Annotated in this window: 22 protein-coding genes; 16 read left to right on the top strand and 6 right to left on the bottom strand. The window is 36.1% G+C overall.

The window, feature by feature from the left end; translation table 11 throughout:
* The 3 genes from ABIQ28_RS10595 to xrtF all read right to left on the bottom strand — a co-directional run.
* The coding region (locus tag ABIQ28_RS10595; RefSeq protein ID WP_348037064.1) for a hypothetical protein at positions 1–293 on the bottom strand (293 nt) is incomplete at its 3' end.
* 89 nt (positions 294–382) lie between these two features.
* Positions 383–814 carry an exosortase F system-associated protein gene (locus ABIQ28_RS10590; RefSeq protein WP_348037063.1) on the bottom strand — a complete coding sequence of 144 codons (432 nt, stop codon included), beginning with the start codon at positions 812–814 and terminating at the stop codon, positions 383–385.
* Positions 807–1,358, bottom strand: a complete 552-nt coding sequence (gene xrtF / locus ABIQ28_RS10585; RefSeq protein WP_348037061.1) for an exosortase family protein XrtF — start codon at positions 1,356–1,358, stop codon at positions 807–809. The genes ABIQ28_RS10590 and xrtF overlap by 8 nt, the downstream gene beginning before the upstream one ends.
* A 91-nt stretch (positions 1,359–1,449) precedes the next feature.
* Between xrtF and ABIQ28_RS10580 the strand changes: the two genes are divergently transcribed.
* Complete coding sequence (locus tag ABIQ28_RS10580; RefSeq protein WP_348037056.1) at positions 1,450–1,908, top strand: GAF domain-containing protein; 459 nt, start codon at positions 1,450–1,452, stop codon at positions 1,906–1,908.
* A gap of 219 nt (positions 1,909–2,127) precedes the next feature.
* Here ABIQ28_RS10580 and ABIQ28_RS10575 read toward each other — a convergent pair whose 3' ends face one another.
* The gene (locus tag ABIQ28_RS10575) at positions 2,128–3,378 is read right to left on the bottom strand and encodes an ABC transporter permease (RefSeq protein ID WP_348037054.1); all 1,251 of its coding nucleotides are present in this window, start codon (positions 3,376–3,378) and stop codon (positions 2,128–2,130) included.
* Positions 3,379–3,584: 206 nt separating this feature from the next.
* On the opposite strand from ABIQ28_RS10575, the gene purH reads away from it, so the two are divergent.
* From purH to rodA, 6 genes are all read left to right on the top strand, one after another.
* Positions 3,585–5,114, top strand: coding sequence for a bifunctional phosphoribosylaminoimidazolecarboxamide formyltransferase/IMP cyclohydrolase (purH, locus tag ABIQ28_RS10570; protein WP_348037066.1), 1,530 nt, complete (start codon positions 3,585–3,587; stop codon positions 5,112–5,114).
* Positions 5,115–5,258: 144 nt separating this feature from the next.
* Positions 5,259–6,287: a rod shape-determining protein gene (locus ABIQ28_RS10565; protein WP_348037052.1), complete on the top strand. Its 1,029-nt coding sequence runs from the start codon at positions 5,259–5,261 to the stop codon at positions 6,285–6,287.
* Between the two features lie 10 nt (positions 6,288–6,297).
* The gene (gene mreC, locus ABIQ28_RS10560) at positions 6,298–7,122 is read left to right on the top strand and encodes a rod shape-determining protein MreC (RefSeq protein WP_348037050.1); all 825 of its coding nucleotides are present in this window, start codon (positions 6,298–6,300) and stop codon (positions 7,120–7,122) included.
* The gene (locus ABIQ28_RS10555) at positions 7,115–7,621 is read left to right on the top strand and encodes a rod shape-determining protein MreD (protein ID WP_348037048.1); all 507 of its coding nucleotides are present in this window, start codon (positions 7,115–7,117) and stop codon (positions 7,619–7,621) included. Before mreC ends, ABIQ28_RS10555 begins: the two co-directional genes overlap by 8 nt.
* Positions 7,618–9,561: a penicillin-binding protein 2 gene (gene mrdA, locus ABIQ28_RS10550; protein ID WP_348037046.1), complete on the top strand. Its 1,944-nt coding sequence runs from the start codon at positions 7,618–7,620 to the stop codon at positions 9,559–9,561. The genes ABIQ28_RS10555 and mrdA overlap by 4 nt, the downstream gene beginning before the upstream one ends.
* Positions 9,562–10,839: a rod shape-determining protein RodA gene (gene rodA, locus ABIQ28_RS10545; RefSeq protein ID WP_348037044.1), complete on the top strand. Its 1,278-nt coding sequence runs from the start codon at positions 9,562–9,564 to the stop codon at positions 10,837–10,839. It begins immediately after the preceding gene.
* Between the two features lie 483 nt (positions 10,840–11,322).
* Here rodA and ABIQ28_RS10540 read toward each other — a convergent pair whose 3' ends face one another.
* Positions 11,323–13,953: a valine--tRNA ligase gene (locus ABIQ28_RS10540; RefSeq protein ID WP_348037042.1), complete on the bottom strand. Its 2,631-nt coding sequence runs from the start codon at positions 13,951–13,953 to the stop codon at positions 11,323–11,325.
* 188 nt (positions 13,954–14,141) lie between these two features.
* Between ABIQ28_RS10540 and ABIQ28_RS10535 the strand changes: the two genes are divergently transcribed.
* Complete coding sequence (locus ABIQ28_RS10535) at positions 14,142–14,516, top strand: DUF1573 domain-containing protein (RefSeq protein ID WP_348037040.1); 375 nt, start codon at positions 14,142–14,144, stop codon at positions 14,514–14,516.
* Between the two features lie 103 nt (positions 14,517–14,619).
* On the opposite strand, the gene ABIQ28_RS10530 is transcribed toward ABIQ28_RS10535, so the two are convergent.
* The gene (locus ABIQ28_RS10530; protein ID WP_348037038.1) at positions 14,620–15,945 is read right to left on the bottom strand and encodes an aspartyl protease family protein; all 1,326 of its coding nucleotides are present in this window, start codon (positions 15,943–15,945) and stop codon (positions 14,620–14,622) included.
* A 124-nt stretch (positions 15,946–16,069) separates the two neighbouring features.
* On the opposite strand from ABIQ28_RS10530, the gene ABIQ28_RS10525 reads away from it, so the two are divergent.
* The 8 genes from ABIQ28_RS10525 (at position 16,070) to ABIQ28_RS10490 (ending at position 23,150) form a co-directional block, all read left to right on the top strand.
* On the top strand, positions 16,070–17,260 hold the full coding sequence (locus tag ABIQ28_RS10525) for a pyridoxal phosphate-dependent aminotransferase (protein ID WP_348037036.1): 1,191 nt from the start codon (positions 16,070–16,072) through the stop codon (positions 17,258–17,260).
* Positions 17,260–18,273 carry a UDP-N-acetylmuramate dehydrogenase gene (gene murB, locus ABIQ28_RS10520; protein ID WP_348037034.1) on the top strand — a complete coding sequence of 338 codons (1,014 nt, stop codon included), beginning with the start codon at positions 17,260–17,262 and terminating at the stop codon, positions 18,271–18,273. Before ABIQ28_RS10525 ends, murB begins: the two co-directional genes overlap by 1 nt.
* Positions 18,274–18,500: 227 nt before the next feature.
* Positions 18,501–19,031 (top strand): RNA polymerase sigma factor, encoded by a 531-nt coding sequence (locus tag ABIQ28_RS10515; RefSeq protein ID WP_348037032.1) that lies wholly within the window; start codon positions 18,501–18,503, stop codon positions 19,029–19,031.
* An 11-nt stretch (positions 19,032–19,042) separates the two neighbouring features.
* Positions 19,043–19,846, top strand: a complete 804-nt coding sequence (locus ABIQ28_RS10510; protein WP_348037030.1) for an anti-sigma factor — start codon at positions 19,043–19,045, stop codon at positions 19,844–19,846.
* A gap of 231 nt (positions 19,847–20,077) precedes the next feature.
* The gene (locus ABIQ28_RS10505) at positions 20,078–20,281 is read left to right on the top strand and encodes a membrane or secreted protein (protein WP_348037028.1); all 204 of its coding nucleotides are present in this window, start codon (positions 20,078–20,080) and stop codon (positions 20,279–20,281) included.
* 6 nt (positions 20,282–20,287) lie between these two features.
* The gene (locus ABIQ28_RS10500) at positions 20,288–21,400 is read left to right on the top strand and encodes a glycosyltransferase (RefSeq protein WP_348037026.1); all 1,113 of its coding nucleotides are present in this window, start codon (positions 20,288–20,290) and stop codon (positions 21,398–21,400) included.
* A complete protein-coding gene (locus ABIQ28_RS10495; RefSeq protein WP_348037024.1) occupies positions 21,391–21,933 on the top strand; it encodes a sigma-70 family RNA polymerase sigma factor in 543 nt (180 codons plus the stop codon). Before ABIQ28_RS10500 ends, ABIQ28_RS10495 begins: the two co-directional genes overlap by 10 nt.
* A gap of 2 nt (positions 21,934–21,935) precedes the next feature.
* The gene (locus tag ABIQ28_RS10490; protein WP_348037022.1) at positions 21,936–23,150 is read left to right on the top strand and encodes an Nramp family divalent metal transporter; all 1,215 of its coding nucleotides are present in this window, start codon (positions 21,936–21,938) and stop codon (positions 23,148–23,150) included.
* Position 23,151: the final 1 nt, after the last annotated feature.

The following is a 23,151-nucleotide window of genomic DNA, read 5'->3' as shown; positions in this document are numbered from 1 at the left end:
TTAGGTAAGACTTCAAAAAGATTGGTAAATGAATACACTAAAGCGGCTAAAAAAAACTGTTGATCAAGATGTAAATCTTCAAAAGAAGCCTTTTTTAATTTGTCCTGACCTTTTACAATTTCTAATTCATCTTTGCAGCAGGACTTCTTTTCTAAAGAAATTTTAGAAACCGCTTCCATATCCATTCCGCAGGTAATCGCCTTTGTAAAAATGGCGACATCGATTAATGTATCTCCACAAAAATGCTTTTCCATAGTAAATGAAAGTGTGGACAATAGCACTAAAAATGCCATGGCTACGGAAAAAACTTTATGAAGGTTTTTTTGATACATCACTGCAAAAATACAAAAATTCGGTTTGAATTAAGCATATTAAAAAAACCTTAATTTTTTTTCAGTTTGTGATAATAAAATGCTGGTAACAACAATAACAATAGCAAGGGCTGGATTAAAAATCGTCTAATATTGAAAAAGATGTAATAATCTTCCTGTTTTGGATTAATCACAAAATACAAGAACACTGGCAACAGTAATAAAAACGCAACGACGTAAATAAAAGTTGAAAATTTGACCACACTGCTATCGTTGAAGAAAATAAAAATAATCCCTAATGAAAATAGTGAATTAAGAAAATATCTCAGTGCCGTAAATAGTGTGAGCTTAAAAACTTCACGACGTGGATTGTCAATATAGAGATAGTCGTTTTTAAAAAATGTAAGATAGGGATCGTAGAATAATTCGTTTTCAAAAGCGCGAATCAAGATCAATAATCCGAAAAGCACCAGCAACCCCATCATTTTTACAATATTACTCATTTAACGAACTTAAGCTTGAAAACCGATTGACCCAAAACATCCAAAGCAAAAAAACCATTCCGTAAATAATCAATGGAAAGATAACCGTATGTAACTCTTCACTCCGCCAAGGATAATGATATAATCCCACTGACAAAATCGCAATTCGGAATATATTTACGATGTAAATAAGTATGCTGCCTGCTAAAATATAGAAAAACGTCGTTTTAGCTTTTCCAGCGAATGCGATGATGAATGAGATAAATAAAATAATAACACTCATGGCGTTACAGCCTTCAATAATGCGTGCTACAAATTCACCATTAACAATAAGCTTCATTGAAGGTTCATCGGGATGCTTTTCTATTCGGGAAGCATAACCAAACGCATGCAATAAAGAATCCGTTTGTTTGGCTACTAAATTGGTAAGGTAATCTGGATAATATGTTGATCCATCCGAAGAGTCCAAATACACTTTATACACAAAAGTCAAAATAGCATAGACGACTAAAAACGTCAAGATAAACTTAATAACAGATTTATATTTTATGATAAGATCCTTCAAAAATGCAAGTTTTATGTACGTTGTTAAAAATATACAAAAACGAGAATTGAAGCGATAGATATTGAATACTTTTACCAAAAACTTTTGAACAATGAATCTAGAACAACTTAAACCTCAAATAATTTCGATAATTTCTAAAAAGAACCATACCGTTGATGAGCGTTTGCTTTCAATTTGTGAAGTGCTTGAAGCTAACGTTCCTTATTACAATTGGGTAGGCTTTTATTTTAGAAATGGCGACAAGGAAGAATTAAAATTAGGCCCTTATGTTGGTGAACCAACGGATCACACGATAATTCCTTTTGGAAAAGGCATTTGTGGACAGGTCGCCGTGAGCAATCAGAATTTTGTAGTTCCGGATGTTTCTGCACAGGACAATTATATCGCTTGTAGCATTACGGTCAAGTCAGAAATTGTAATTCCTATTTTTGTGAATGGCGAAAACATAGGTCAAATTGATATTGACTCCAACACGATTGATCCGTTTACTGAAAAAGACGAACGATTTTTAGAGTTTGTTTGTGCGCAAGTTGCTACGATACTTGCGTAAACTCCAATGTGAAAATTCCAAATTCCAATAACTCACTGCGGGTGTTAGAATTTGGATTTTATTTTTTTGTGATTTTCTAAATGCAGAGTATCAAACCTCTCAGGTTTTCAAAACCTGAGAGGTTTTTTAGTTCCTATAAATAGTTAGACGATTAGTGCGCAAGATTTATCTAAACTATTGGAATTTGGATTTTGTTTTTTTGAAATTTTCAGCTCTACCTTACATTCCCGTTCTAATGGCTTCAACAGGATCGAGCCGTGCTGCTGAAATAGCAGGAATCACGCCAGAGATCAATCCAATGATGGTAGAAAGTACAAACCCTAAAAACATATTACCGGCAGAAAGTACAAATTCGAAATCGCCCGTAAACTGAGAGGCAATTAACGACACAATCCACACAAAAAACAGTCCAATAAGTCCGCCAATAACCGCTAAAATCACAGCTTCAAATAAAAACTGAAATAAGATGAACCTGTTTTTTGCACCCAAGGATTTCTGAATACCTATTAAATTGGTGCGTTCCTTTACGCTCACAAACATGATATTCGCAATTCCGAACCCGCCGACCAATAAAGAGAAACCACTAATAATCCATCCCATAATATTCATGGTGCCAATAATACCATCAATAGCATCAGTAAAACCAGACATCTTGTTAACGAAAAAGTTATCAGGCTCGCCTGCCTTTAATCCTCTATAAACTCTAAATTTCTGTTTCAAAACGCCTTCAAAAGCCCCCATATCCACACCTTTTTCGGGTTTTATAATAACTGCCCCAGGAATACCATCAACACCACCCGTTTGAAAACGTCTGACAAAATTTGCAGGTACAAAAGCTTTGTCATCCGAACTATCGCCAAGACCTGAACCCATTTTTTTAATAACCCCTATCACGGTCAGTTTTCGACCATAAGCCCTAATTTGTTTTCCTATCGGATTTGCATTTCCAAATAGGTTTTCGGCAATGGAATGGCCTAAAACAATGACTGGCGAACCGTTAATGGATTCTGATTCGGTATAAAATCGCCCCTCTTCAATCTTTACGTTCTCAATGTCATAAATTTCATTGGACACTGGAGTAATATTGACGCCCGAGAGGGTTTCTGCACCATAACGGACCGTTTGTGGACTTCCAAAAATCACATAGGCCGACGCCGCAATGTCTGGCACATTTCGTCTTATAAAATCAAAGTCGCTATATTCCGTTTGCGGAAAATTATCGCGTTGCCATCGGGGAACATTAGTTGGTCCAAAAGAATACTTAGTTAAATACATCGTGTTTTTATCCAATCCTGACAGTTGATCCTTGATATTTCTGTCCAAAGAATCGACTGCCGCCAAAACTGCAATAATGGAAAAAATACCGATCGTGACGCCCAATAAGGATAAAAACGTGCGCAGTTTATTGTTGGTAAGTGCGTTTATGGCGAATGAAAAACTTTCTTTAAATAAGCGTAGGTAAAGCAGCATCTATTTTTGGTGGTTTTAAAACGATTTTAAAGATAGGACGTATTTAACAGTTTTTTGTTACAAAAAACATAAATAAACTGAGTCTTGTTACCTTAAATTGTCTTTAAGAATATGTACTTTTGCGCTTTAAAAATTCGCATTTCATTAAATTTTTATTTTTCCATCGCATTCATTGAAAAATGAGGCCAAAACAAACACACAACACCATGCACAACAAAACCATTTCATCTGCATTAATTTCTGTTTTCAGTAAAGACGGATTAGAACCTATTGTTAAAGAATTAAACCAGTTAGGCGTTACCATATACTCCACTGGCGGCACTGAAAGTTTCATCAAGGATTTAGGCATCAAAGTCATTCCTGTGGAAGAGGTCACCACCTACCCATCTATTTTGGGCGGTCGTGTTAAAACGTTGCATCCAAAAGTTTTTGGAGGGATTTTGAACCGTCAGGATAATGCAAAGGATATCGCAGAATTGGCAGAATTTTCAATCCCACAAATTGATTTGGTTGTTGTGGATTTATATCCGTTTGAAAAAACCGTGGCTTCTGATTCAAGTCATGAAGATATTATTGAAAAAATAGATATTGGAGGCATTTCTTTAATTAGAGCGGCTGCCAAAAATTATGCTGATGTGATTTGTGTGTCTTCTGTGGACGATTATGCAGAATTCTTGGAATTATTAATAGCTAAAAAGGGAGAAACTTCAGATGCAGACAGAAAGCGTTTTGCGGGGAAAGCCTTTAATGTGTCTTCACATTACGATACGGCTATTTTTAATTATTTCAACAAAGAGAACGTAGAAACAGTTTTAAAAATCAGTGAAACTAATGGAAAAGAATTGCGTTATGGCGAAAACCCACATCAAAAAGGCTATTTCTTTGGAGATTTTGACGCGATGTTCGACCAACTTCATGGTAAGGAATTGAGCTACAACAATCTTTTGGACGTAGATGCGGCAGTGAATTTGATGAATGAGTTTAAAGATGAAGCGCCAACCTTCGCTATTTTAAAACACAACAATGCTTGCGGATTTGCGCAAAGAGAAACTTTACACCAAGCGTATCTTGATGCATTGGCTGGCGATCCTGTTTCTGCTTTTGGTGGTGTTTTAATTGCAAATACGGAGATTGACAAAGCCACGGCCGAAGAGATCCACAATTTGTTTTGTGAAGTAGTTATAGCACCAAGCTTTTCTGCGGAAGCGAAAGAACTATTAGAAGGCAAGAAAAACAGAATCCTTTTAATTCAAAAAGATATCGCACTTCCACAAACAAGTGTAAGAACTTGTTTGAATGGCATTTTAGTTCAGGACAAAGATAATATCACAGATGCTTTAACTGATTTAAGCTATGCGACCAACAATAAACCGTCTAAAAACGAGTTAGATGATTTGATATTTGCCTCCAAAATTTGCAAGCATACCAAATCAAACACTATCGTATTGGCAAAAAACAAACAATTGTTTGCCAGCGGAACCGGACAAACCAGTCGTGTGGATGCCCTTAACCAAGCCATCCATAAAGCACAAACTTTTAATTTTGACTTGAAAGGCGCCGTGATGGCGAGTGATGCTTTTTTCCCATTTCCTGATTGTGTGGAAATTGCGAAAGATGCGGGTATTACTGCTGTAATCCAACCAGGAGGCTCTATTAAAGATGAATTGAGTATCGATTATTGCAACGCTAATAACGTATCAATGGTATTTACTGGAACGCGTCATTTTAAGCATTAAATCGCAAAAATTACAATAAGACGCCGTCTAAAGGCTATAAAAATACGTATGTAATAAACGCTTTGATAGTTATGAAGTTTTATTACATTTACAACAATATCAAAAAAAAAAAACGAATATAAACCTAAATAATCAATAACATACATGGGATTTTTTGACTTCTTAACAGAGGAAATAGCCATAGATTTAGGGACTGCAAACACCTTAATTATTCACAATGATAAAGTAGTTGTCGATAGTCCTTCAATAGTTGCAAGAGACCGAATTTCAGGAAAAATAATTGCTGTTGGTAAAGAAGCCAATCTGATGCAAGGTAAAACGCATGAAAACATTAAAACAATACGGCCATTAAAAGATGGGGTTATTGCCGATTTTGATGCTTCTGAACAAATGATCAATATGTTCATAAAGAATATCCCTGCCTTAAAAAAGCGTTTTTTCACCCCTGCGCTGCGCATGGTGGTTTGTATTCCGTCAGGGATTACTGAGGTTGAGATGCGTGCGGTAAAAGAATCTTGTGAGCGTGTTAACGGTAAAGAAGTGTATTTAATCCATGAGCCAATGGCTGCAGCTATTGGTATTGGTATTGACATCATGCAACCAAAAGGAAACATGATTGTAGATATAGGAGGTGGTACTACTGAAATTGCAGTGATCGCTCTTGGTGGAATTGTATGTGACAAATCAGTTAAAGTAGCTGGTGATGTCTTTACAAATGACATCGTATACTATATGCGTACGCAACACAACTTATATGTGGGAGAACGCACCGCGGAAAAAATTAAAATTCAAATTGGTGCTGCAACTGAAGATTTAGAGCTACCTCCAGAAGAAATGAGCGTTCAAGGACGTGACCTTTTAACAGGAAAACCTAAGCAAGTTCAAATTTCGTATCGCGAAATTGCAAAAGCACTTGATAAATCTATTTTGCGTATTGAGGATTCTGTTATGGAAACTTTATCACAGACGCCGCCAGAATTAGCTGCTGATATTTACAACACCGGAATTTATCTTGCTGGTGGTGGCTCTATGCTTAGAGGTCTGGACAAACGTTTGTCACAAAAAACAGATTTACCTGTTTATATTGCTGAAGATCCCTTAAGGGCAGTTGTTAGAGGAACGGGAATTGTATTGAAAAATCTTCCTAAATTCAAAAGTATCTTGATAAAATAGTTAAGTCCCAATGCAACAAATCATAAACTTTGTACTTAGGAACAAAACTTTTCTTGTGTTTTTGTTGCTTTTTGGCTTGTCTCTGTTTTTCACGATTCAATCACACTCCTATCACAAAAGTAAGTTTATTAACTCGTCCAATGTAGTTACAGGGAGGGTTTACCAAACGGCCAACAGCATTGGGAAATACTTTAATTTGGGTAAAGAAAACAAAGCTTTATTAGAAGAGAACCGCATGTTAAAATCCATAGTTCATAATATGGATGTGGATACCCTGAAGGACATTCTAAAAGATAGTCTCAAATTAAACCAGCATTTCAAATTTAGAACTGCCGATGTTTATAAAAACAGTTATTCCCAGTCCACCAATTATTTGACCATCAATAAAGGCGCCAAGGATAGTATTAAAATAGATCATGGTGTGATTACCTCAAAAGGAATTGTTGGTATTATCGAAAATACCTCGCAAAATTTCGCTTCAGTGCTATCGATTTTAAACACCCGTAGCCGTATCAATGCCCAATTAAAAAAGACCAATCATATTGGTTCTTTGGTTTGGAATACAGAATCGGCGGAATTCGCACAACTCATCGACCTTTCAAAATTTGCACCAGTTGCCATTGGCGATACTATTATTACTGGAGGACAATCCACGATTTTCCCAAAAGGCATATTAATAGGCACGATTAATTCTTACAAGCTCGATACTGGAGGCGATACGTATATCGTAAACGTAAAATTGTTTAATGATATGACCAATATTGGTCATGTTTATGTGATTGAAAACTTACAGGCTGAAGAAATAAAATCACTACAAAAAACAAAAGATGACTAAGGCAACGCTCAATATAGCCGCAAGGTTTATCATTTTGGTTTTGGTACAAGTATTGATCTTTAACCATATCGATTTTTTGGGTTATATCAATCCCTATATTTACATTCTTTTCATTCTATTATATCCAGCAAATAACGACCGAACTTTATTTGTTTTTTTAGCATTTTTATTGGGTTTAAGTGTGGATGTGTTCTCCGACTCTGGAGGAGTTCATGCTGCAGCCTGTGTAACCGCAGCATATATTAGACCGGTGTTTTTGAAGTTTTCTTTTGGAACGGTATATGACTATCAATCCATAAAATTCGATCAAATGGATTTCGGAAGTAAATTGACCTATTTTTCAGCGATGGTGGTCGTCCATCATCTAATTATGTTTTCCTTAGAAATTTTTAACATTTCTAAAATATTGTTAATTCTTGAAAAAACGCTATTCTCAGGAATTTTTACCATTATACTTTGTTTAATTATTTCAATTCTTTTCAGTAAAAAACGTAAATGAGAAAATTACTACTCCTTTCAGTAATCGTTGTTGTAGGTTTGGTTTTTATTGCACGCTTATTTTATTTACAAGTGTACGATGAAGATCCATATAGCCTGTATGATGACAACGCCATCCGAAAGGTTTACGATTACCCAAAACGCGGTTACGTTTATGATCGAAATGGCAAATTACTGGTCGCCAATCAGCCCTCTTATGATGTGATGTTCATCCCTCGTGAAGTCAAAGAGATGGATACCCTGGAGTTTTGCAATCTTTTAAAAATCACCAAGGAAGATTTTATCAAATTCTATGATAAAGCATATCGCTATTCCCCACGACTACCATCTGTTTTTATTCCGCAACTTTCAAGAATTGAATATGCCGTTTTACAGGAAAAAATCAGGAAGTATGAAGGGTTCTATATCCAAAAACGTTCTTTAAGAGATTATCAAACCAATATTGGCGCGAACGTTTTAGGAGATATTGGTGAAGTCAACAACTATATTATCGAAAACGATCCGTACTATAAAAGTGGAGATTTAATAGGTAAACAAGGCGTTGAACTTTCCTATGAGGAAGTACTGCGAGGTGTAAAAGGAATCAAATTCATTCAAAAGGATAGGTTCAACAGAGATATTGGTCCTTATAAAGACGGGATTCATGACACCTTACCGGTTCCAGGTAAAGACATCAGCATTACGATTGATTCTGAACTACAAAAATATGGTGAACTCTTGATGACCCATAAACATGGCGGTATCATTGCCATAGAGCCAAGTTCTGGTGAGATTCTGGCCATGGTTTCGGCACCAACCTACAATCCTAATTTATTGGTGGGAAGACAACGCTCAAGGAATTTTTCTAAGTTATATACCGATACTATTGCAAAACCACTTTTTGATCGAAGTTTAAAGGCGCAATACCCTCCTGGTTCTCCTTTTAAAGTGCTCAGTGCTTTAATTGGTCTTCAGGAAAAAGTAGTGACCACACAAGATCAATTTACGTGTAGACATGGTTATTACCTTGGAAACAGAAGGTTGACAGGATGTCACAGCCATGCGAGCCCCTTATCCATGAATACCGGTATCGCACAATCCTGTAACGCTTATTTTGTCAATGTCTATAGACGCGTCATTGACAAATACGACAAACCAAGTGAAGGCATGGATGTATGGAGCAACCACGTCAAAAGTTTTGGATTGGGCGAATATTTGGGTTACGACCTTAAGATTGGAAATAAAGGTCGTATTCCTGATGGTGCGTTTTATGACAAATGGTACGGTAAAAACAGATGGTCGTCAACCTACAACATTTCTAATTCCATTGGACAGGGTGAAGTTGAAGCAACTCCTATTCAATTAGCAAATATGGTAGCGGCGATAAGTAATCGCGGGTTTTACTATACCCCTCACATCATTAAAAGAATTGAGGGACAAGACATTGATGCAAAATATACAACCCCTAATTACACTACCATTAATAAAGAACATTTTGAACCTATAGTGCAGGGCATGTTCGATGCCTATAATGTAGGAACAGCTGCTTCACTTCGGATACCTGGAATTGATATTTGTGGTAAAACCGGGACTGCTGAAAATTTCATGAGAATAGATGGCAAGCGCACGCAATTGACCGACCATTCGATCTTTGTGGCTTTCGCACCTAAAGACAATCCGAAAATTGCCATTGCCGTTTTTGTTGAAAATGGTTATTGGGGAAGTCGATTTGCAGGCCGTATTGCCAGTTTGATGATTGAAAAGTATATTAAGGGTGAGGTGACGATGACCTCTATGGAAAATTGGATTTTAACCCATAGTTTGGAGCATGAATACATAAAACCGTATTCTGGTAAACCATTTGGGATTAACCGTGAATCTGCTTTACAAGTCATTGATAAAATAAAGATGGATACCACCACGAATCTTATTAACGCGCCATCACCATTTAAGCTAGACTAAATGCAAAGAGATCATAGAGGTTTAAATTTTGATTGGATTACCATTGCATTATTTCTACTGCTTGTTGGTTTTGGATGGCTCAACATCATGTCTGCTTCCCATTCTGGGAGTATTGAAAGCTATTTTGATATGAGCCAACCTTATGGGAAACAGTCTGTATTTATTATTTTTACTTTTGTTTTAATTGTTCTCATTCTGGCTTTGGACGCTAAGTTTTACGAACGTTTTGCCAGTGTTATCTATATTATTTCGATCCTATCGCTGATTGGGCTATTTATTTTTGGAAAAACCGTAAGTGGCGCCACGGCGTGGTACGGTATAGGCGGAATGACGCTTCAGCCCAGTGAGTTCGCTAAGTTCGCGACCTCTTTAGCGGTCGCAAAATACATGAGTGACCTTCAAACCAATATGAAGACCTTTAAGGATCAACTTAAAGCCTTGGGTATTATCGTGATTCCTGCCTTATTGATCTTATTACAAAATGACGCTGGAAGTACAGTAGTTTATGCCGCCTTCTTTTTTGTTTTTTACAGAGAAGGTTTACAACAAATTTATCTGGTCATTGCTGTTTTTTTAATTATGCTAGCCATATTAGCGCTCAAATTTAATGTGGTTACTGCGGTTGGGGTTGCCGGAATTTTAATCTTTGCCCATCACTTTTTTGGACAGAAGAAACGTCCGCAAATTTTTCAACCCATCGCCATTCTATTGGCATGTGTTGCCGTTTCTTTTGGAGTTAAGTATTTCTATAATAATATTCTTCAATTCCATCAAAAAGACAGAATAAGCCTTTGGTTGCGTTTGGAAACCGATCCTACAGCGCTTCATGAAATGAAACAAACCATCCTTTATAACCTTCATGAATCAGAGAAAGCAATAAGCTCTGGAGGATTGACAGGAAAAGGATTTATGCAAGGTACTCGAACCACTGGAAAATTTGTGCCCGAACAGCATACCGACTACATCTTTAGTACTGTTGGAGAGGAATGGGGATTTATGGGAAGTGCCCTAGTCGTAATTCTATTTGTATGCCTGTTGCTTCGCATCCTGTATTTGGCTGAACTACAAAAATCACAATTCAGTAGAGTCTATGGTTATTGTGTTGCCTCAATCTTATTTGCCCATTTCATGATCAACGTGGGCATGGTGATGGGCCTGATTCCCACAATTGGAATTCCACTACCGTTCTTCAGTTATGGAGGTTCCGCACTTTGGGCGTTTACGATTTTGCTGTTTATTTTTGTGAAGTTGGATTCGAATCGGATTAATGAGTGGTAATTTTTAAATTACAAATTCAAAGTATCAAATTCCATTTAATCAATTTGCGGTAATTCAATTTTAGACAAAGACCTATTTCGCAGAAGTTTTACAATAAACATTTTCTCTCGCAGAGACGCAAAGTTATAATTAGTCAAATTTGATTTATAAATAAGCCTGAAAAGATCAGTGAACATCTGCAGAAATCAGCGTCATCTGTGCTCTATTGAATACTAGGAATTGTTTTATTGAAACTTATAAATCAATTCCGTGTCAATCCGTGAAATCCGTGTCTATACCAAAGAATGCTATTACGCAAAGTTCCGCAAAGGAAAATACAAAGGTTCACATAGCTTTATTTTATCAACGGTAGATAATAAATGAGACCCGTTTCAATTCTAAAATAAAAAATCTCAGATTAATAATTTAACCTGAGATTTTAAAATTTATAGCGATTATAAAACAATTCCACTACAGAATGTTATCAACTTAACGCAACAAACCCTACTTCAAGCTCGCCAAACTCGATTTAATCGTTTCAATTTTAGCTAAAGCATCAGCTTCTTTATTGCGCTCGTTTTTCAAAACCTGTTCTGGTGCATTGTTTACAAATCGCTCGTTTGCCAATTTGCTTTGCACCGATTTTAAGAAACCTTCAGTGTATTTTAATTCGTCATTTAATTTCTTGATTTCTTCTTCTACGTTAATAGCGCCAGAAATAGGAATAAAATATTCATTGGAATGGACTCTAAAACTTAGGGCTCCATCGACGGCTTCAGTAACAGATTCCATTTTTGAAATATTCCCCATCTTTTCGATGACCGAATTATAACGTTCAGAAAGATTGTCATTATTGATGACCGACAATTCAATACTGTCTTTAAAAGAAATGTTTTTATCTTTCCTGATGGTTCTAATTCCTGAAACCACTTCTTTTACCATTTCAAAATCAGAAATCAATTGGGCATCAAAAGATTCAATTTTTGGATATTTTGCAACAATCAAAGCTTCTTCAGGCGTTCGTTCTGCAATAAAATGCCAAATTTCTTCGGTTAAAAATGGCATGAATGGATGAAGAATCTTTAAGTTAGATTCAAAGATTTCAATCACACTTTTAAATGTTTTCGAATCGATAGGCTGCTGGTATTCCGGTTTGATCATTTCTAATAACCACGAGCAGAAATCATCCCAAATCAATTTGTAAATTCCCATTAAGGCATCAGACAATCTGTATTTGCTATAATGATCTTCTATTTCAACCAAAGCTTGTTGAAACTTGGATTGGTACCATTCTACTGCTATTTTTGAAGCCTCGGGTTGTTCAATGTCTGCAACTTCCCATCCGGTAACCAATCTGAAGGCATTCCATATTTTATTGGAAAAACCTTTACCTTGGTTACATAAGTCTTCATCAAACATCAAATCATTTCCCGCGGCAGAGCTTAACAACAAACCGACACGAACGCCGTCAGCGCCATAATCTTCGATCAGCTTTAAAGCATCAGGAGAATTCCCTAAGGATTTACTCATTTTTCGACGTTGTTTATCACGCACTAATCCGGTAAGATATACATTTGAAAACGGTTTTTCGTCTCTATATTCATAGCCAGCGATAATCATACGGGCTACCCAAAAGAATAAAATATCGGGACCTGTTACCAAGTCATTGGTGGGATAATAATATTCAATTTCAGGATTATCCGGATTACGAATCCCGTCAAAAACACTGATTGGCCATAACCAAGAAGAAAACCAAGTATCTAGAGCATCTTTATCTTGAGTTAAATCGTCTAACGTCAGTTGTGGATTATTTAATTTTTCTTGAGCTAACTTTAAAGCTTCGTCACGACTTTCTGCAACTACAAAATCCTCTTTTCCATCGCCATAGAAATAAGCAGGAATTTGCTGTCCCCAAAGTAATTGACGGGAAATATTCCAATCGCGAATATTTTCCATCCAATGGCGATAGGTATTGTTGAACCGTTTCGGAAACAATTTTACTTCTTCATCTTCCAAAACCGCTTTAATGGCAGGTTTTACCAAATCTTCCATTTTCAAAAACCATTGATCCGAAAGTCTAGGCTCAATAACGGCCTTGGTTCGTTCACTGGTTCCAACCTTATGTAGGATGTCTTCAGTTTTTACAAGAATGCCCAAATCCTTCAATTCTTGGGTCACATCTTTACGGGCCACTACTCTATCTTTTCCTTGATGATGCAGACCAAAACTATTCAAGGAAGCATCGTCATTTAGGATATCGACAACTTGCAAATTGTGTCTGTCGCCAATGGCCTTATCATTAACATCGTGCGCCGGAGTGATTTTTAAACATCCTGTACCAAATTCCATATCCACATAATCATCGGCTATGATAGGCACAATTCGGTTGCAAATAGGCACAATCACGTTTTTACCAATAAGATGTTGAAAACGCTCATCGTTAGGATTCACACAAATTGCTGTATCTCCCAATATAGTTTCAGGACGAGTGGTTGCAATCGTAACAAAATCATCTTGATTTTCAATTTGATATTTGACATAATATAACTTGTCGGTTCGCTCCACGTGAATCACTTCTTCATCTGACAAGGTCGTTTTGGCTTCTGGATCCCAATTGACCATTCGGAAACCACGATATATTAAGCCTTTGTTATATAAATCCACAAAAACCTTGATGACGGATTCGCTCATGTCGTCATCCATGGTAAATTTCGTACGATCCCAATCACAAGAGCAGCCTAACTTCTTCAATTGCTCTAAAATCACACCACCATACTCGTGGGTCCAATCCCAAGCATGGCTTAAGAATTCTTCACGTGACAATGTATTTTTATCAATGCCTTGTTCTTTTAACTTGGCCACTACTTTTGCTTCCGTCGCAATTGATGCATGATCCGTTCCCGGCACCCAACACGCGTTTTTACCTTGCAAACGTGCGCGACGAATGAGCACATCTTGAATGGTATTATTCAACATATGACCCATGTGTAAAACTCCTGTAACATTAGGGGGTGGAATGACAATGGTATAGGGCTCTCGTTCATCTGGAACGGACTTGAAATATTTGTGTTCCATCCAATAGGAATACCACTTGTCCTCTACACTAGAAGCGGAATATTTTGTTGGGATTTGCATACTTTGGTACTGTTTTTGTATAATAACACGCAAAGTTACTTATATTTCTGTTTTAGTGAAATTATAAAAACAAATATTAAACCAAAATCAGGCACCAGTCTCAAACAGAATGATGCAGTTCAACTAAAAAATTTTGTGAAATGGTTAAAAGTAACTAATATTGACACTATCAATTTAAAATTAAAATGATGAAAAATTTAGTAGCAATTTTATTAGTAGGAATGTTAAGCATTTCTGCTTTTGCACAAGAAAAAGTAGCTAAGATCGAATTTAAAACGGACGTAATTGATTACGGCACAATCCAAAAGGGTGCTGATGGCGTTCGTGTATTTGAATTCACAAATACAGGTACTGCGCCATTAATTGTTTCGAAAGTAACTTCAACCTGTGGTTGTACGGTACCAAAAAAACCTGAGAAACCAATCCTTCCAGGAGAAAAAGGTCAAATAGAAGTAAAATATGATACACAACGTGTCATGCCAATTAGAAAGACTATTACAGTTTTATCGAATGCCGATACGCCAACTGTTGCCCTTAAAATTAAAGGCGAGGTTGTAGACTAAAGCTAATAGAATGTCTTGGATTAAAAAGACAAAAGTGTTATGGAACACTAATTATAGGTGTTTCTTACAATTTAAAAGCTCTCATTTTTGAGGGCTTTTTTTTTTACAATAAACTCTCCAATTTAAAACTAAAGCGCATGATCACGCCGTCTCTCTCAATTTTGAGATTGATGAGCTTCCCATTTTTTTCTCTAAAAAACGCATTGACTTCTTGAATTTTAAGATGTTGAACCTCTTTATTGTTGACAGACAGAATAATATCCCCAAACTTTATCCCTACCCTTTCTGCCTGCGAGTTAGGTCTCAATTCAACAATTCTGAAAGCCGGTTTGAGCATAAACTTGTAAGCTTCAATGACGGATAGTCGAGACAAACTCTCCTGTGTTTGATTATTTTTAAATTGAGAATTGTTTTCTATTTCCTTAACTATCCTAACGCCATCCTGCTCTATGATGATGCCGCTCTTGTTATATTCAAAAGGATCATTAAAGCGATTATTCTTTTTAAAGGTCACTTTTTCGTTTTTATAATCTAATATGATATTAAATCGTCTTAACAATTCTCCACCCATACTGCCATTGCGTTCCTTATACTTTCTGGCAAAACTTATAGCAGCTGAATCAGGGTAAGCAACGTTCACATTATTAAGATGAAAATTGTTTATGGAGAACTTCGACACTTTTGATTTTTTTCCATGGACACTTCCACTCAATCCTTTGCCAAAGAAGTCAATAAAATACTTATTATTTTCAGGAACCAATCCTAAGGAATCATTTTCAAAAAGCCATAAAGCATCACTACCTCCTGAGTCCATCAATAATTTAACAGGAATGTCCCTTTCATTGACGGTAACGGTGGCATCAATATAAGGTTTGCTTTCAACTAAAGTCAAGTCTAATGTTTCACATATTTTGCATATTCTATACTTGTAGGTCTTCGGATTATTTAACCGGATAAACTTAGAGCCATAATTGATTTCAACAATGAAATCCTTTAAAATATCGTAACCGATGATACCATGCACAGGAATGCCCAATCTTGGTGTGAAGTTTATAGTTTCGTCAGTAATAATGAAAACATCCTGATTGACATTTACAGCATCGCCTATTTTAAATAGGTTTTTTGTCGATTTTAAAGCCTCCACACTACCGCCATCTCCGAGGCCTCTGAGCAGAATACTTTCTACATTCTTCAATTTTAATGAATCCGAAGTGTTGATAATATTGAAAAGAATGGGCCTACCGACGCCCGAATCTAAAAGAAATGAAAGTTGCAGTCCATTTACCTCCACAGGAATAACAATGAGATTGTCGATGAGCTGAAATTTAATTCTTGTGCTTTCCGTACGAATTAAACGAAAAGCACTCTGTGCAAAAGTAAATTGGCATAGGATCACAAAACTAAAAAAGATAAAACATCGCTTTATCATCGGGAGAAAAAGATAGAGTTCTACCAATTTACAAATCTTTAAGGTGACATTGTTTTTTTACATGCTCATTTTAAAAAATGTTTGAGATAATTTTCAGAACTTTGCACTCTTAAATATTAATATCATGCCGAAAATTTCAAAGAAAGGGCTGTCCATGCCTTCTTCGCCAATAAGGAAGTTAGTACCATTCGCTGAACAAGCCTATAAAGAAGGTAAAACTGTATATCATTTAAATATTGGTCAACCTGATATCAAAACACCAGAAATAGCATTGGACGCTGTGAGAGTACATTCTTTGGATATTTTAGCTTACACACGCTCAGAAGGTTCTGAAGGTTATAGAAAAAAAATAGCCGATTATTATGCTAAAAATAACATTCATGTTAGCCATAATGATATCATAGTAACTACTGGAGGTAGTGAAGCGTTGCTTTTTGCTTTCGGAAGTATTATGGATCCTGATGATGAAATCATTATTCCTGAGCCATTTTACGCCAATTACAATGGATTTTCTACGGCTTCAGATATCAAGGTTGTTCCGGTTATTTCTAAAATAGAAGATAACTTTGCTTTACCTCCAATTGCAGAATTTGAAAAACTGATTACCAATAAAACAAAGGCGATTTTAATCTGTAATCCAGGGAATCCTACCGGTTATCTTTACTCCAAGGAAGAAATCAAACAACTCGCCGATCTTGTTAAAAAGCACGACCTATTCTTGATTGCGGATGAAGTTTATAGAGAGTTCGTATATGATGGCAATGAGTTTTACTCTATCATGCAAGAAGAAGGATTGGAAGATCATGCAATTATGATTGATTCAGTTTCTAAACGCTATAGCATGTGTGGTGCAAGAATTGGCTATTTTGTATCTCGAAACAAAGAAGTCATTCAAACCGCCCTTAAGTTTGCTCAAGCGCGATTGAGTCCACCTACTTTAGCTCAAATTGCAAGTGAAGCTGCCCTTGAAACACCACAAAGTTACTTTGATGATGTTATTGAAGAGTATGTAAAAAGAAGAAATACGCTCATCAGAGAATTAAAAAAGATTGACGGTCTTAAAGTTGCTGAACCTAAAGGTGCTTTCTATTGCATTGTAGAATTGCCAGTCAAAAGTGCCGATCATTTTGCACAATGGTTATTGGAAAGCTATGATCTTAATAAAGAAACGGTTATGGTTGCTCCAGCAGCTGGTTTCTATTCCACACCAAATACAGGATTGAACCAAATTAGAATTGCATATGTTCTTAATGAAGACAGCTTGATTAAAGCCGTACATATTTTAAAAGAAGCTTTAAAAGTTTACCCTAACTAGTGCACATTCAAGAAAACATATCATTAAAACCCTATAACACATTTGGGTTAGATGCGCGTGCAAGATATTTTGTAAAGGTCGAAAGCATTCAAGACTTAAAAGAAGTTTTAAGCTTGGATGCCCATCCCGAAAAATTCATTCTGGGAGGCGGTAGCAATATGCTACTCACTAAGGATTTGGATTGTTTGGTAATTCATGTGGCGCTTAAAGGCATTGAAGTTGTTGACGAAAAAGAAAACCAAGTTCTTGTCAAGGCTGGTGCTGGCGAAAACTGGCACCAATTTGTCTTGTGGTGTTTGGAACAAAATTTTGGAGGTATTGAAAACCTTTCACTAATTCCAGGCAATGTTGGGGCCGCTCCTATTCAAAATATAGGTGCCTATGGCATCGAAATAAAAGATGTCCTTGAATCCTGTGAAGCGCTGAACATTCATACGAAAGAAATCGAAACTTTCACTAAGGAACATTGTCAGTTTGGGTATCGTGAATCAGTATTTAAACAAGACAAAAAAAACAGTTATGTTATTGTAAGCACGACCTTGGCATTGACCAAGGATGATCATCAATTGCACATGGAATATGGCGCTATTACGGCCGAGTTAGAATCGATGAGCATAACAAATCCCACTATACAAGACATTTCCAAAGCAGTGATTTCGATTAGAGAAAGCAAACTCCCAAATCCTAAAGAGATTGGAAACAGTGGTAGTTTTTTTAAAAACCCTGTTATTTCTAAAACTCATTTTGAAAAGCTTCAAAACAAATTTCCTGGGATACCAAATTATGAGGTGTCTCCAAACGAAATAAAAGTTCCTGCAGGTTGGCTGATTGAAAGATCAGGTTTTAAGGGAAAAACATTTAATGACTATGGCGTTCATAAAAAACAAGCCTTAGTATTGGTCAATTATGGGAATGCTAAAGGATCAGACATTCTTAGTTTAGCCTTACTCATTCAAAAAACGATAAAGCAACTTTTCGGAATTACTATTGAAACTGAGGTAAACATTATATAAAAAGGCTTCAACAAGTTCTGCCAAAGCATTAAAACAAACACTAAAGTCTCGAACGACAAAGCTATTAATCATATGCCTTAAAAGAAGAAATTTCGACACTATAGATATCAATGCAATATTTAACGAATAAACGAGTTTATTCGTAGTTTTACCATCTTAAAGATTGATATACGTCCATTAAGTGTATATAGACTTTTTAAACCTTACATTAAACTAAATCTTAACTTTTGAGCTATTCATTAGAAGACCATATTGTCCAACTTCTTGAAAAAGGAGATCAAGCTGCGATTAATTTACTTTATGAAAATTATTCCGACAGTCTTTATGGCGTCATTTTAAAAATAACCAAGAACGAAGAGCTGGCACAAGACGCCTTACAGGAAAGTTTTGTGAAAATCTGGAAAAATGCAAAAAGATACGATTCATCAAAGGCAAAACTTTTCACATGGCTCTACAGAATTGCCCGCAATACAGCTATCGATAAATTAAGAAGTTTTAACAATCGTTTTCATAAGGAAGTCCAAATTGACAAATCAGACGTATATATTCTACCAACTGCAAGTTTAAATCAGGATGTCATCGATTTAAAAGAGCATGTTACCAAACTCGAAGAAAAGTACCAAATCGTTCTAAATGCCCTATTCTTTGAAGGCATGACACAACAAGAAGCTAGTGATGAATTAGATATTCCGTTAGGTACCATAAAATCTAGATTGAAAATTGGTTTGAGAGATTTACGTAAAATCTTCAACGACTAAAGATTATAAAAATGGAAAAAAAATTACAAGTTTTCATGGAATCGGGCCTATTGGATAGCTATATCTTAGGCACCACAACTCCTGACGAAAATCTGGAAGTTGAAAGTTATATCGCTGAATTCCCTGAAGTTGAAGCTGAATATGAAAGACTTCAAGACAATTTAGAAATCTTAGCAAAAGCACACACGGTAGAGGCTCCAAAATATATTTTGAATGCCGTTATCAAAGAAATAACAGATGACGTCCCGGTTATCCCGCTGCCATCACCTCCCACGCATAGTCGCGCACCTTGGTTTAGTATTGCAGCCAGCATTGCGGCCTTAATTTTTGGAGGATTATCTTACTTACTTTATGAACAAAATATATCTTTAGCCCTAGAAAATCAAGTGGTAGTGGATGAGATTTTTGACCTAAGAAGTGATATAGAAAACAATAACAACAAACTCGAGAACGTCATGCTTCAGTTTATGAAGTTGAACAATCCTGAAACTGAAAAATACGTTTTAAGAGGAAATTCAAGAGCTAAAAATCTTAAGACGGTGGCCTACATTAATGCTGTAGATAAAACGTCAATGATTGATGTAGTTTCTTTACCAAAGCTTCCAGAAAACCAAACCTATCAAATTTGGGCCGAGCTACAAGACAGAATGGTAAATCTTGGTATTTTGGATGAATCTGAACGCAACAAATTGAGAACAATTCCTTACATGGAAGATGCCTTAGGATTGAGTATTACCATAGAACCAAAATCTGGATCAAAAATAAATAATACCCATAATGAGAATTCTGTGGCAGAAGTCACCTTAAAGAATTGATTTAATTAAGAAGCTAAACCATATCTCGTTTCATATTCTGGGAATAAAATACACATAAAAAGGCTGCTCATTCGAGCGGCCTTTCTGTTTATATACAGTTTATACTTTTTGATAAAAAATAGTCAGGGTTTGATGTTCTCTACTCATTTCAGTCCTTACACCACATAAATTACCACTTTATTAAAGATTCAAATTATTAAAAAGATGTATCTTTGTATAAATTTTGAACTGATGAAACTTTTAGTCATTACATTAATTCTCCTAGCACTTGCAGTTGCTGGTATTGCTATAAAATTATGGGCAAAAAAAGACGGAAAATTCGCTGGCACTTGTGCAAGTCAAAATCCTATGCTCAATAAAGAAGGTGCCCCTTGCGGGTTCTGTGGAAAAGCTCCTGATGAATTTGAAAACTGTAACGAACCACAACATTCTTAAGGGTTAATGATTATATTACATGTGCTTTTCTACATTTTTGTTGTAGTTATTTCTGTTCAACTTTTTTTTTATGCTTATGTTTTTTCGAAAGTAAAACAAAAAAAAGACGACGCTGTTAACTCCAATAAACCTACGATTTCCGTAGTTGTTTGTGCCAAGAATGAAGCTGAAAATTTAAAGACATTTTTGCCTTATATTCTAGAACAAGACTATCCAAACTTTGAATTGGTATTGATCAACGACAGCTCTACGGACAACACTTTACAGGTCATGGAGCGTTTTAAGGCCAATCATAGCAATATTAAAATCGTTAATGTCAAAAGCATTGAAACCTTCTGGGGAAATAAAAAATACGCCCTTACTTTAGGCATTAAAGCCGCCACCCATAACCACCTCCTGTTTACCGATGCCGATTGCAAACCGGCTTCCAACCAATGGATCAGTGAGATGGTCAGTAATTTTTCAAAAGATCATCAGCTTGTTTTGGGCTATGGTGCTTATGTCAAGGTCAAAAAATCGTTCCTAAACAAACTGATCCGTTTTGAAACTTTGATGACTGCCATTCAATACTTTTCTTATAGCAAATTAGGACAACCTTACATGGGTGTTGGAAGAAATTTAGCTTATACCAAAGATTTATTTTTTGAAGCTCGCGGATTCATGGATCATATGAACATTAAGTCTGGCGACGACGATCTTTTTGTCAATCAAATTGCCTCTGCTCAAAACACAACCATTTGTTTGTCCAAAAACAGTTTTACGGAGTCGCTTCCAAAAAATTCATTTAGTGATTGGATGATTCAAAAGCGCCGACATATTTCTACAGCAAAACATTACAAACAAAAACACAGGGCGATGTTGTCCTTATTTTATGTTTCGCAATTCTTGTTCCTCTTTTTAAGTATTGCACTGCTTAGCACGCTGTTTTATTGGGAAATCGTGCTTGGATTAATCGGTCTTAGATATATAGCACTGTTTATTTCTATGACACTAGCTGCAAAAAAATTAGAAGAAAAAGATCTGATTCCATTTTTTCCGTTTCTTGAAATATTTTTAATTATAGTGCAATTCGTTATCTTTATAAAAAATCTCATTTCAAAACCAACGCATTGGAAATAAAGGACATAATAAACAACGCAAAAAAAAATGACCAGTCTGCATTTAATATGCTGTTGGATTTTTTTTGGAATGATGTTTATGGTTTTCAATTGAAGCGTACAGAAAATGAAAATGACGCTGAGGATATTGCTATTCAAACCTTCTCAAAGGCCTTTGACAAAATTGATACTTATAACGATGAGTATGAATTTAAAACATGGTTGATTACAATTTCTAAAAACATTCATATTGATTTAATAAGAAAGAGAAAATCCTCCATTCAAAAGTCACGTCACAATGACAACGAAGATTTTCACAATATAATAGATGAATCTCCTTCTCCTGAAGACAAACTCATTACTGAGCAAAACTTGGCCAAATTACTTCGAGACATCAAGAAGCTAAAGCCACATTATCAGGAAGTTATCAATTTGAGATATTTTCAAGAGCTAACTTACAAGGAAATTTCTGAAGAGCTTAACGAACCTATCAACAATGTTAAGGTTAAACTTTTGAGGGCAAAAAAATTACTGGCAGAAATAATTACTAAATAGTAATGCGCATCAGCTTAAAAAAAATAGGTCCCGGTTTATTGTTTGCCGGTGCAGCTATTGGCGTTTCGCATTTGGTACAATCTACAAGAGCTGGCGCTGATTTTGGTTATGGCCTTATTTGGGCCTTAATCCTTGTTCACATCTTTAAATATCCCTTCTTCCAATTTGGCCCGCGATACGCTTTGGCCACGGGCGAAAGTTTATTGGACGGTTATAAACGATTAGGAAAAGGCGTTTTAATCCTTTATTTCATCATCACATTTACGACCATGTTTACCATTCAAACGGCGGTAACTATTGTAACGGCCGGAATTGCCTCCTCTCTTTTTGGCAATTTCATTTCCACAGAATTATGGACCATCATCATTCTCTTCATTTGTTCCCTCATTCTGATTAAAGGAAAATATAAATTTCTTGATCAATTAATGAAAATCATCGTCATAACCCTTACTATAAGTACAGTGGTCGCTGTGATTCTTGTGTTCAAAACTGGCGGTCAGTCACCTTCATTTGCCCAAATACTGCCAAAAAACGCTATTGAAATTGGGTTTTTAATTGCTTTTATGGGTTGGATGCCGGCGCCTTTGGATGTTTCAGTATGGCAATCCCTTTGGGCTCTCGAAAAGCAAAAAGTCACTAAAGACTACGGGGTAAAATCATCGTTATTTGATTTTAACATCGGCTATATTGCAACCATAGTTATCGGACTTGGTTTTATTGCCTTAGGCGCTCTGGTCATGTTTCAAAGTGGAGATACCTTCAGCGCTAAAGCTGATGAATTCTCAAACCAACTCATTTCCATGTACACCAAAAGTTTAGGAAACTGGTCGTATCTCATAATTGGTATCGCCGCCTTTACAACGATGTTCAGTACAACACTAACCACATTGGATGCCTCGCCAAGAACTATGGCGAGAACTTCTGAATTGCTTTTTGGAAACTTTTCCAAACACAATTATTTGTTGTGGATTATTATTTTGATTGCAGGAACGGTTTCAATCTTCTTCTTTTTTGGCTCTGAAATGGGTCTTCTCATACAGATCGCCACCATCATTTCATTTTTGACGGCACCGTTTTATGCCATCATTAATTACAGGCTCATCAGCAGTATACATACGCCTGCCCGATGGCGTCCATCAATGAAAATGCACATCCTAAGCTGGTTAGGAATTCTATTCTTAATAGGTTTTAGCATTTGGTATCTCACCACACTATAAT

The sequence above is a fragment of the Gelidibacter sp. genome (assembly GCF_039916245.1).
In the GTDB taxonomy this organism is placed as follows: Bacteria; Bacteroidota; Bacteroidia; order Flavobacteriales; family Flavobacteriaceae; genus Gelidibacter.
The sequence above is the reverse complement of the archived record's forward strand: the minus strand, read 5'-3'. Positions and strand labels throughout refer to the sequence as shown.

Coding starts and splice junctions, on each gene's coding strand:
- ABIQ28_RS10590 (WP_348037063.1), bottom strand. CDS start 814: ATGAGTAATATTGTAAAAATGATGGGGTTGCTGGTGCTTTTCGGATTA.
- ABIQ28_RS10580 (WP_348037056.1), top strand. CDS start 1,450: ATGAATCTAGAACAACTTAAACCTCAAATAATTTCGATAATTTCTAAA.
- ABIQ28_RS10575 (WP_348037054.1), bottom strand. CDS start 3,378: ATGCTGCTTTACCTACGCTTATTTAAAGAAAGTTTTTCATTCGCCATA.
- purH (WP_348037066.1), top strand. CDS start 3,585: ATGCACAACAAAACCATTTCATCTGCATTAATTTCTGTTTTCAGTAAA.
- ABIQ28_RS10565 (WP_348037052.1), top strand. CDS start 5,259: ATGGGATTTTTTGACTTCTTAACAGAGGAAATAGCCATAGATTTAGGG.
- mreC (WP_348037050.1), top strand. CDS start 6,298: ATGCAACAAATCATAAACTTTGTACTTAGGAACAAAACTTTTCTTGTG.
- ABIQ28_RS10555 (WP_348037048.1), top strand. CDS start 7,115: ATGACTAAGGCAACGCTCAATATAGCCGCAAGGTTTATCATTTTGGTT.
- mrdA (WP_348037046.1), top strand. CDS start 7,618: ATGAGAAAATTACTACTCCTTTCAGTAATCGTTGTTGTAGGTTTGGTT.
- rodA (WP_348037044.1), top strand. CDS start 9,562: ATGCAAAGAGATCATAGAGGTTTAAATTTTGATTGGATTACCATTGCA.
- ABIQ28_RS10540 (WP_348037042.1), bottom strand. CDS start 13,953: ATGCAAATCCCAACAAAATATTCCGCTTCTAGTGTAGAGGACAAGTGG.
- ABIQ28_RS10535 (WP_348037040.1), top strand. CDS start 14,142: ATGAAAAATTTAGTAGCAATTTTATTAGTAGGAATGTTAAGCATTTCT.
- ABIQ28_RS10530 (WP_348037038.1), bottom strand. CDS start 15,945: ATGATAAAGCGATGTTTTATCTTTTTTAGTTTTGTGATCCTATGCCAA.
- ABIQ28_RS10525 (WP_348037036.1), top strand. CDS start 16,070: ATGCCGAAAATTTCAAAGAAAGGGCTGTCCATGCCTTCTTCGCCAATA.
- ABIQ28_RS10510 (WP_348037030.1), top strand. CDS start 19,043: ATGGAAAAAAAATTACAAGTTTTCATGGAATCGGGCCTATTGGATAGC.
- ABIQ28_RS10505 (WP_348037028.1), top strand. CDS start 20,078: ATGAAACTTTTAGTCATTACATTAATTCTCCTAGCACTTGCAGTTGCT.
- ABIQ28_RS10500 (WP_348037026.1), top strand. CDS start 20,288: ATGATTATATTACATGTGCTTTTCTACATTTTTGTTGTAGTTATTTCT.
- ABIQ28_RS10490 (WP_348037022.1), top strand. CDS start 21,936: ATGCGCATCAGCTTAAAAAAAATAGGTCCCGGTTTATTGTTTGCCGGT.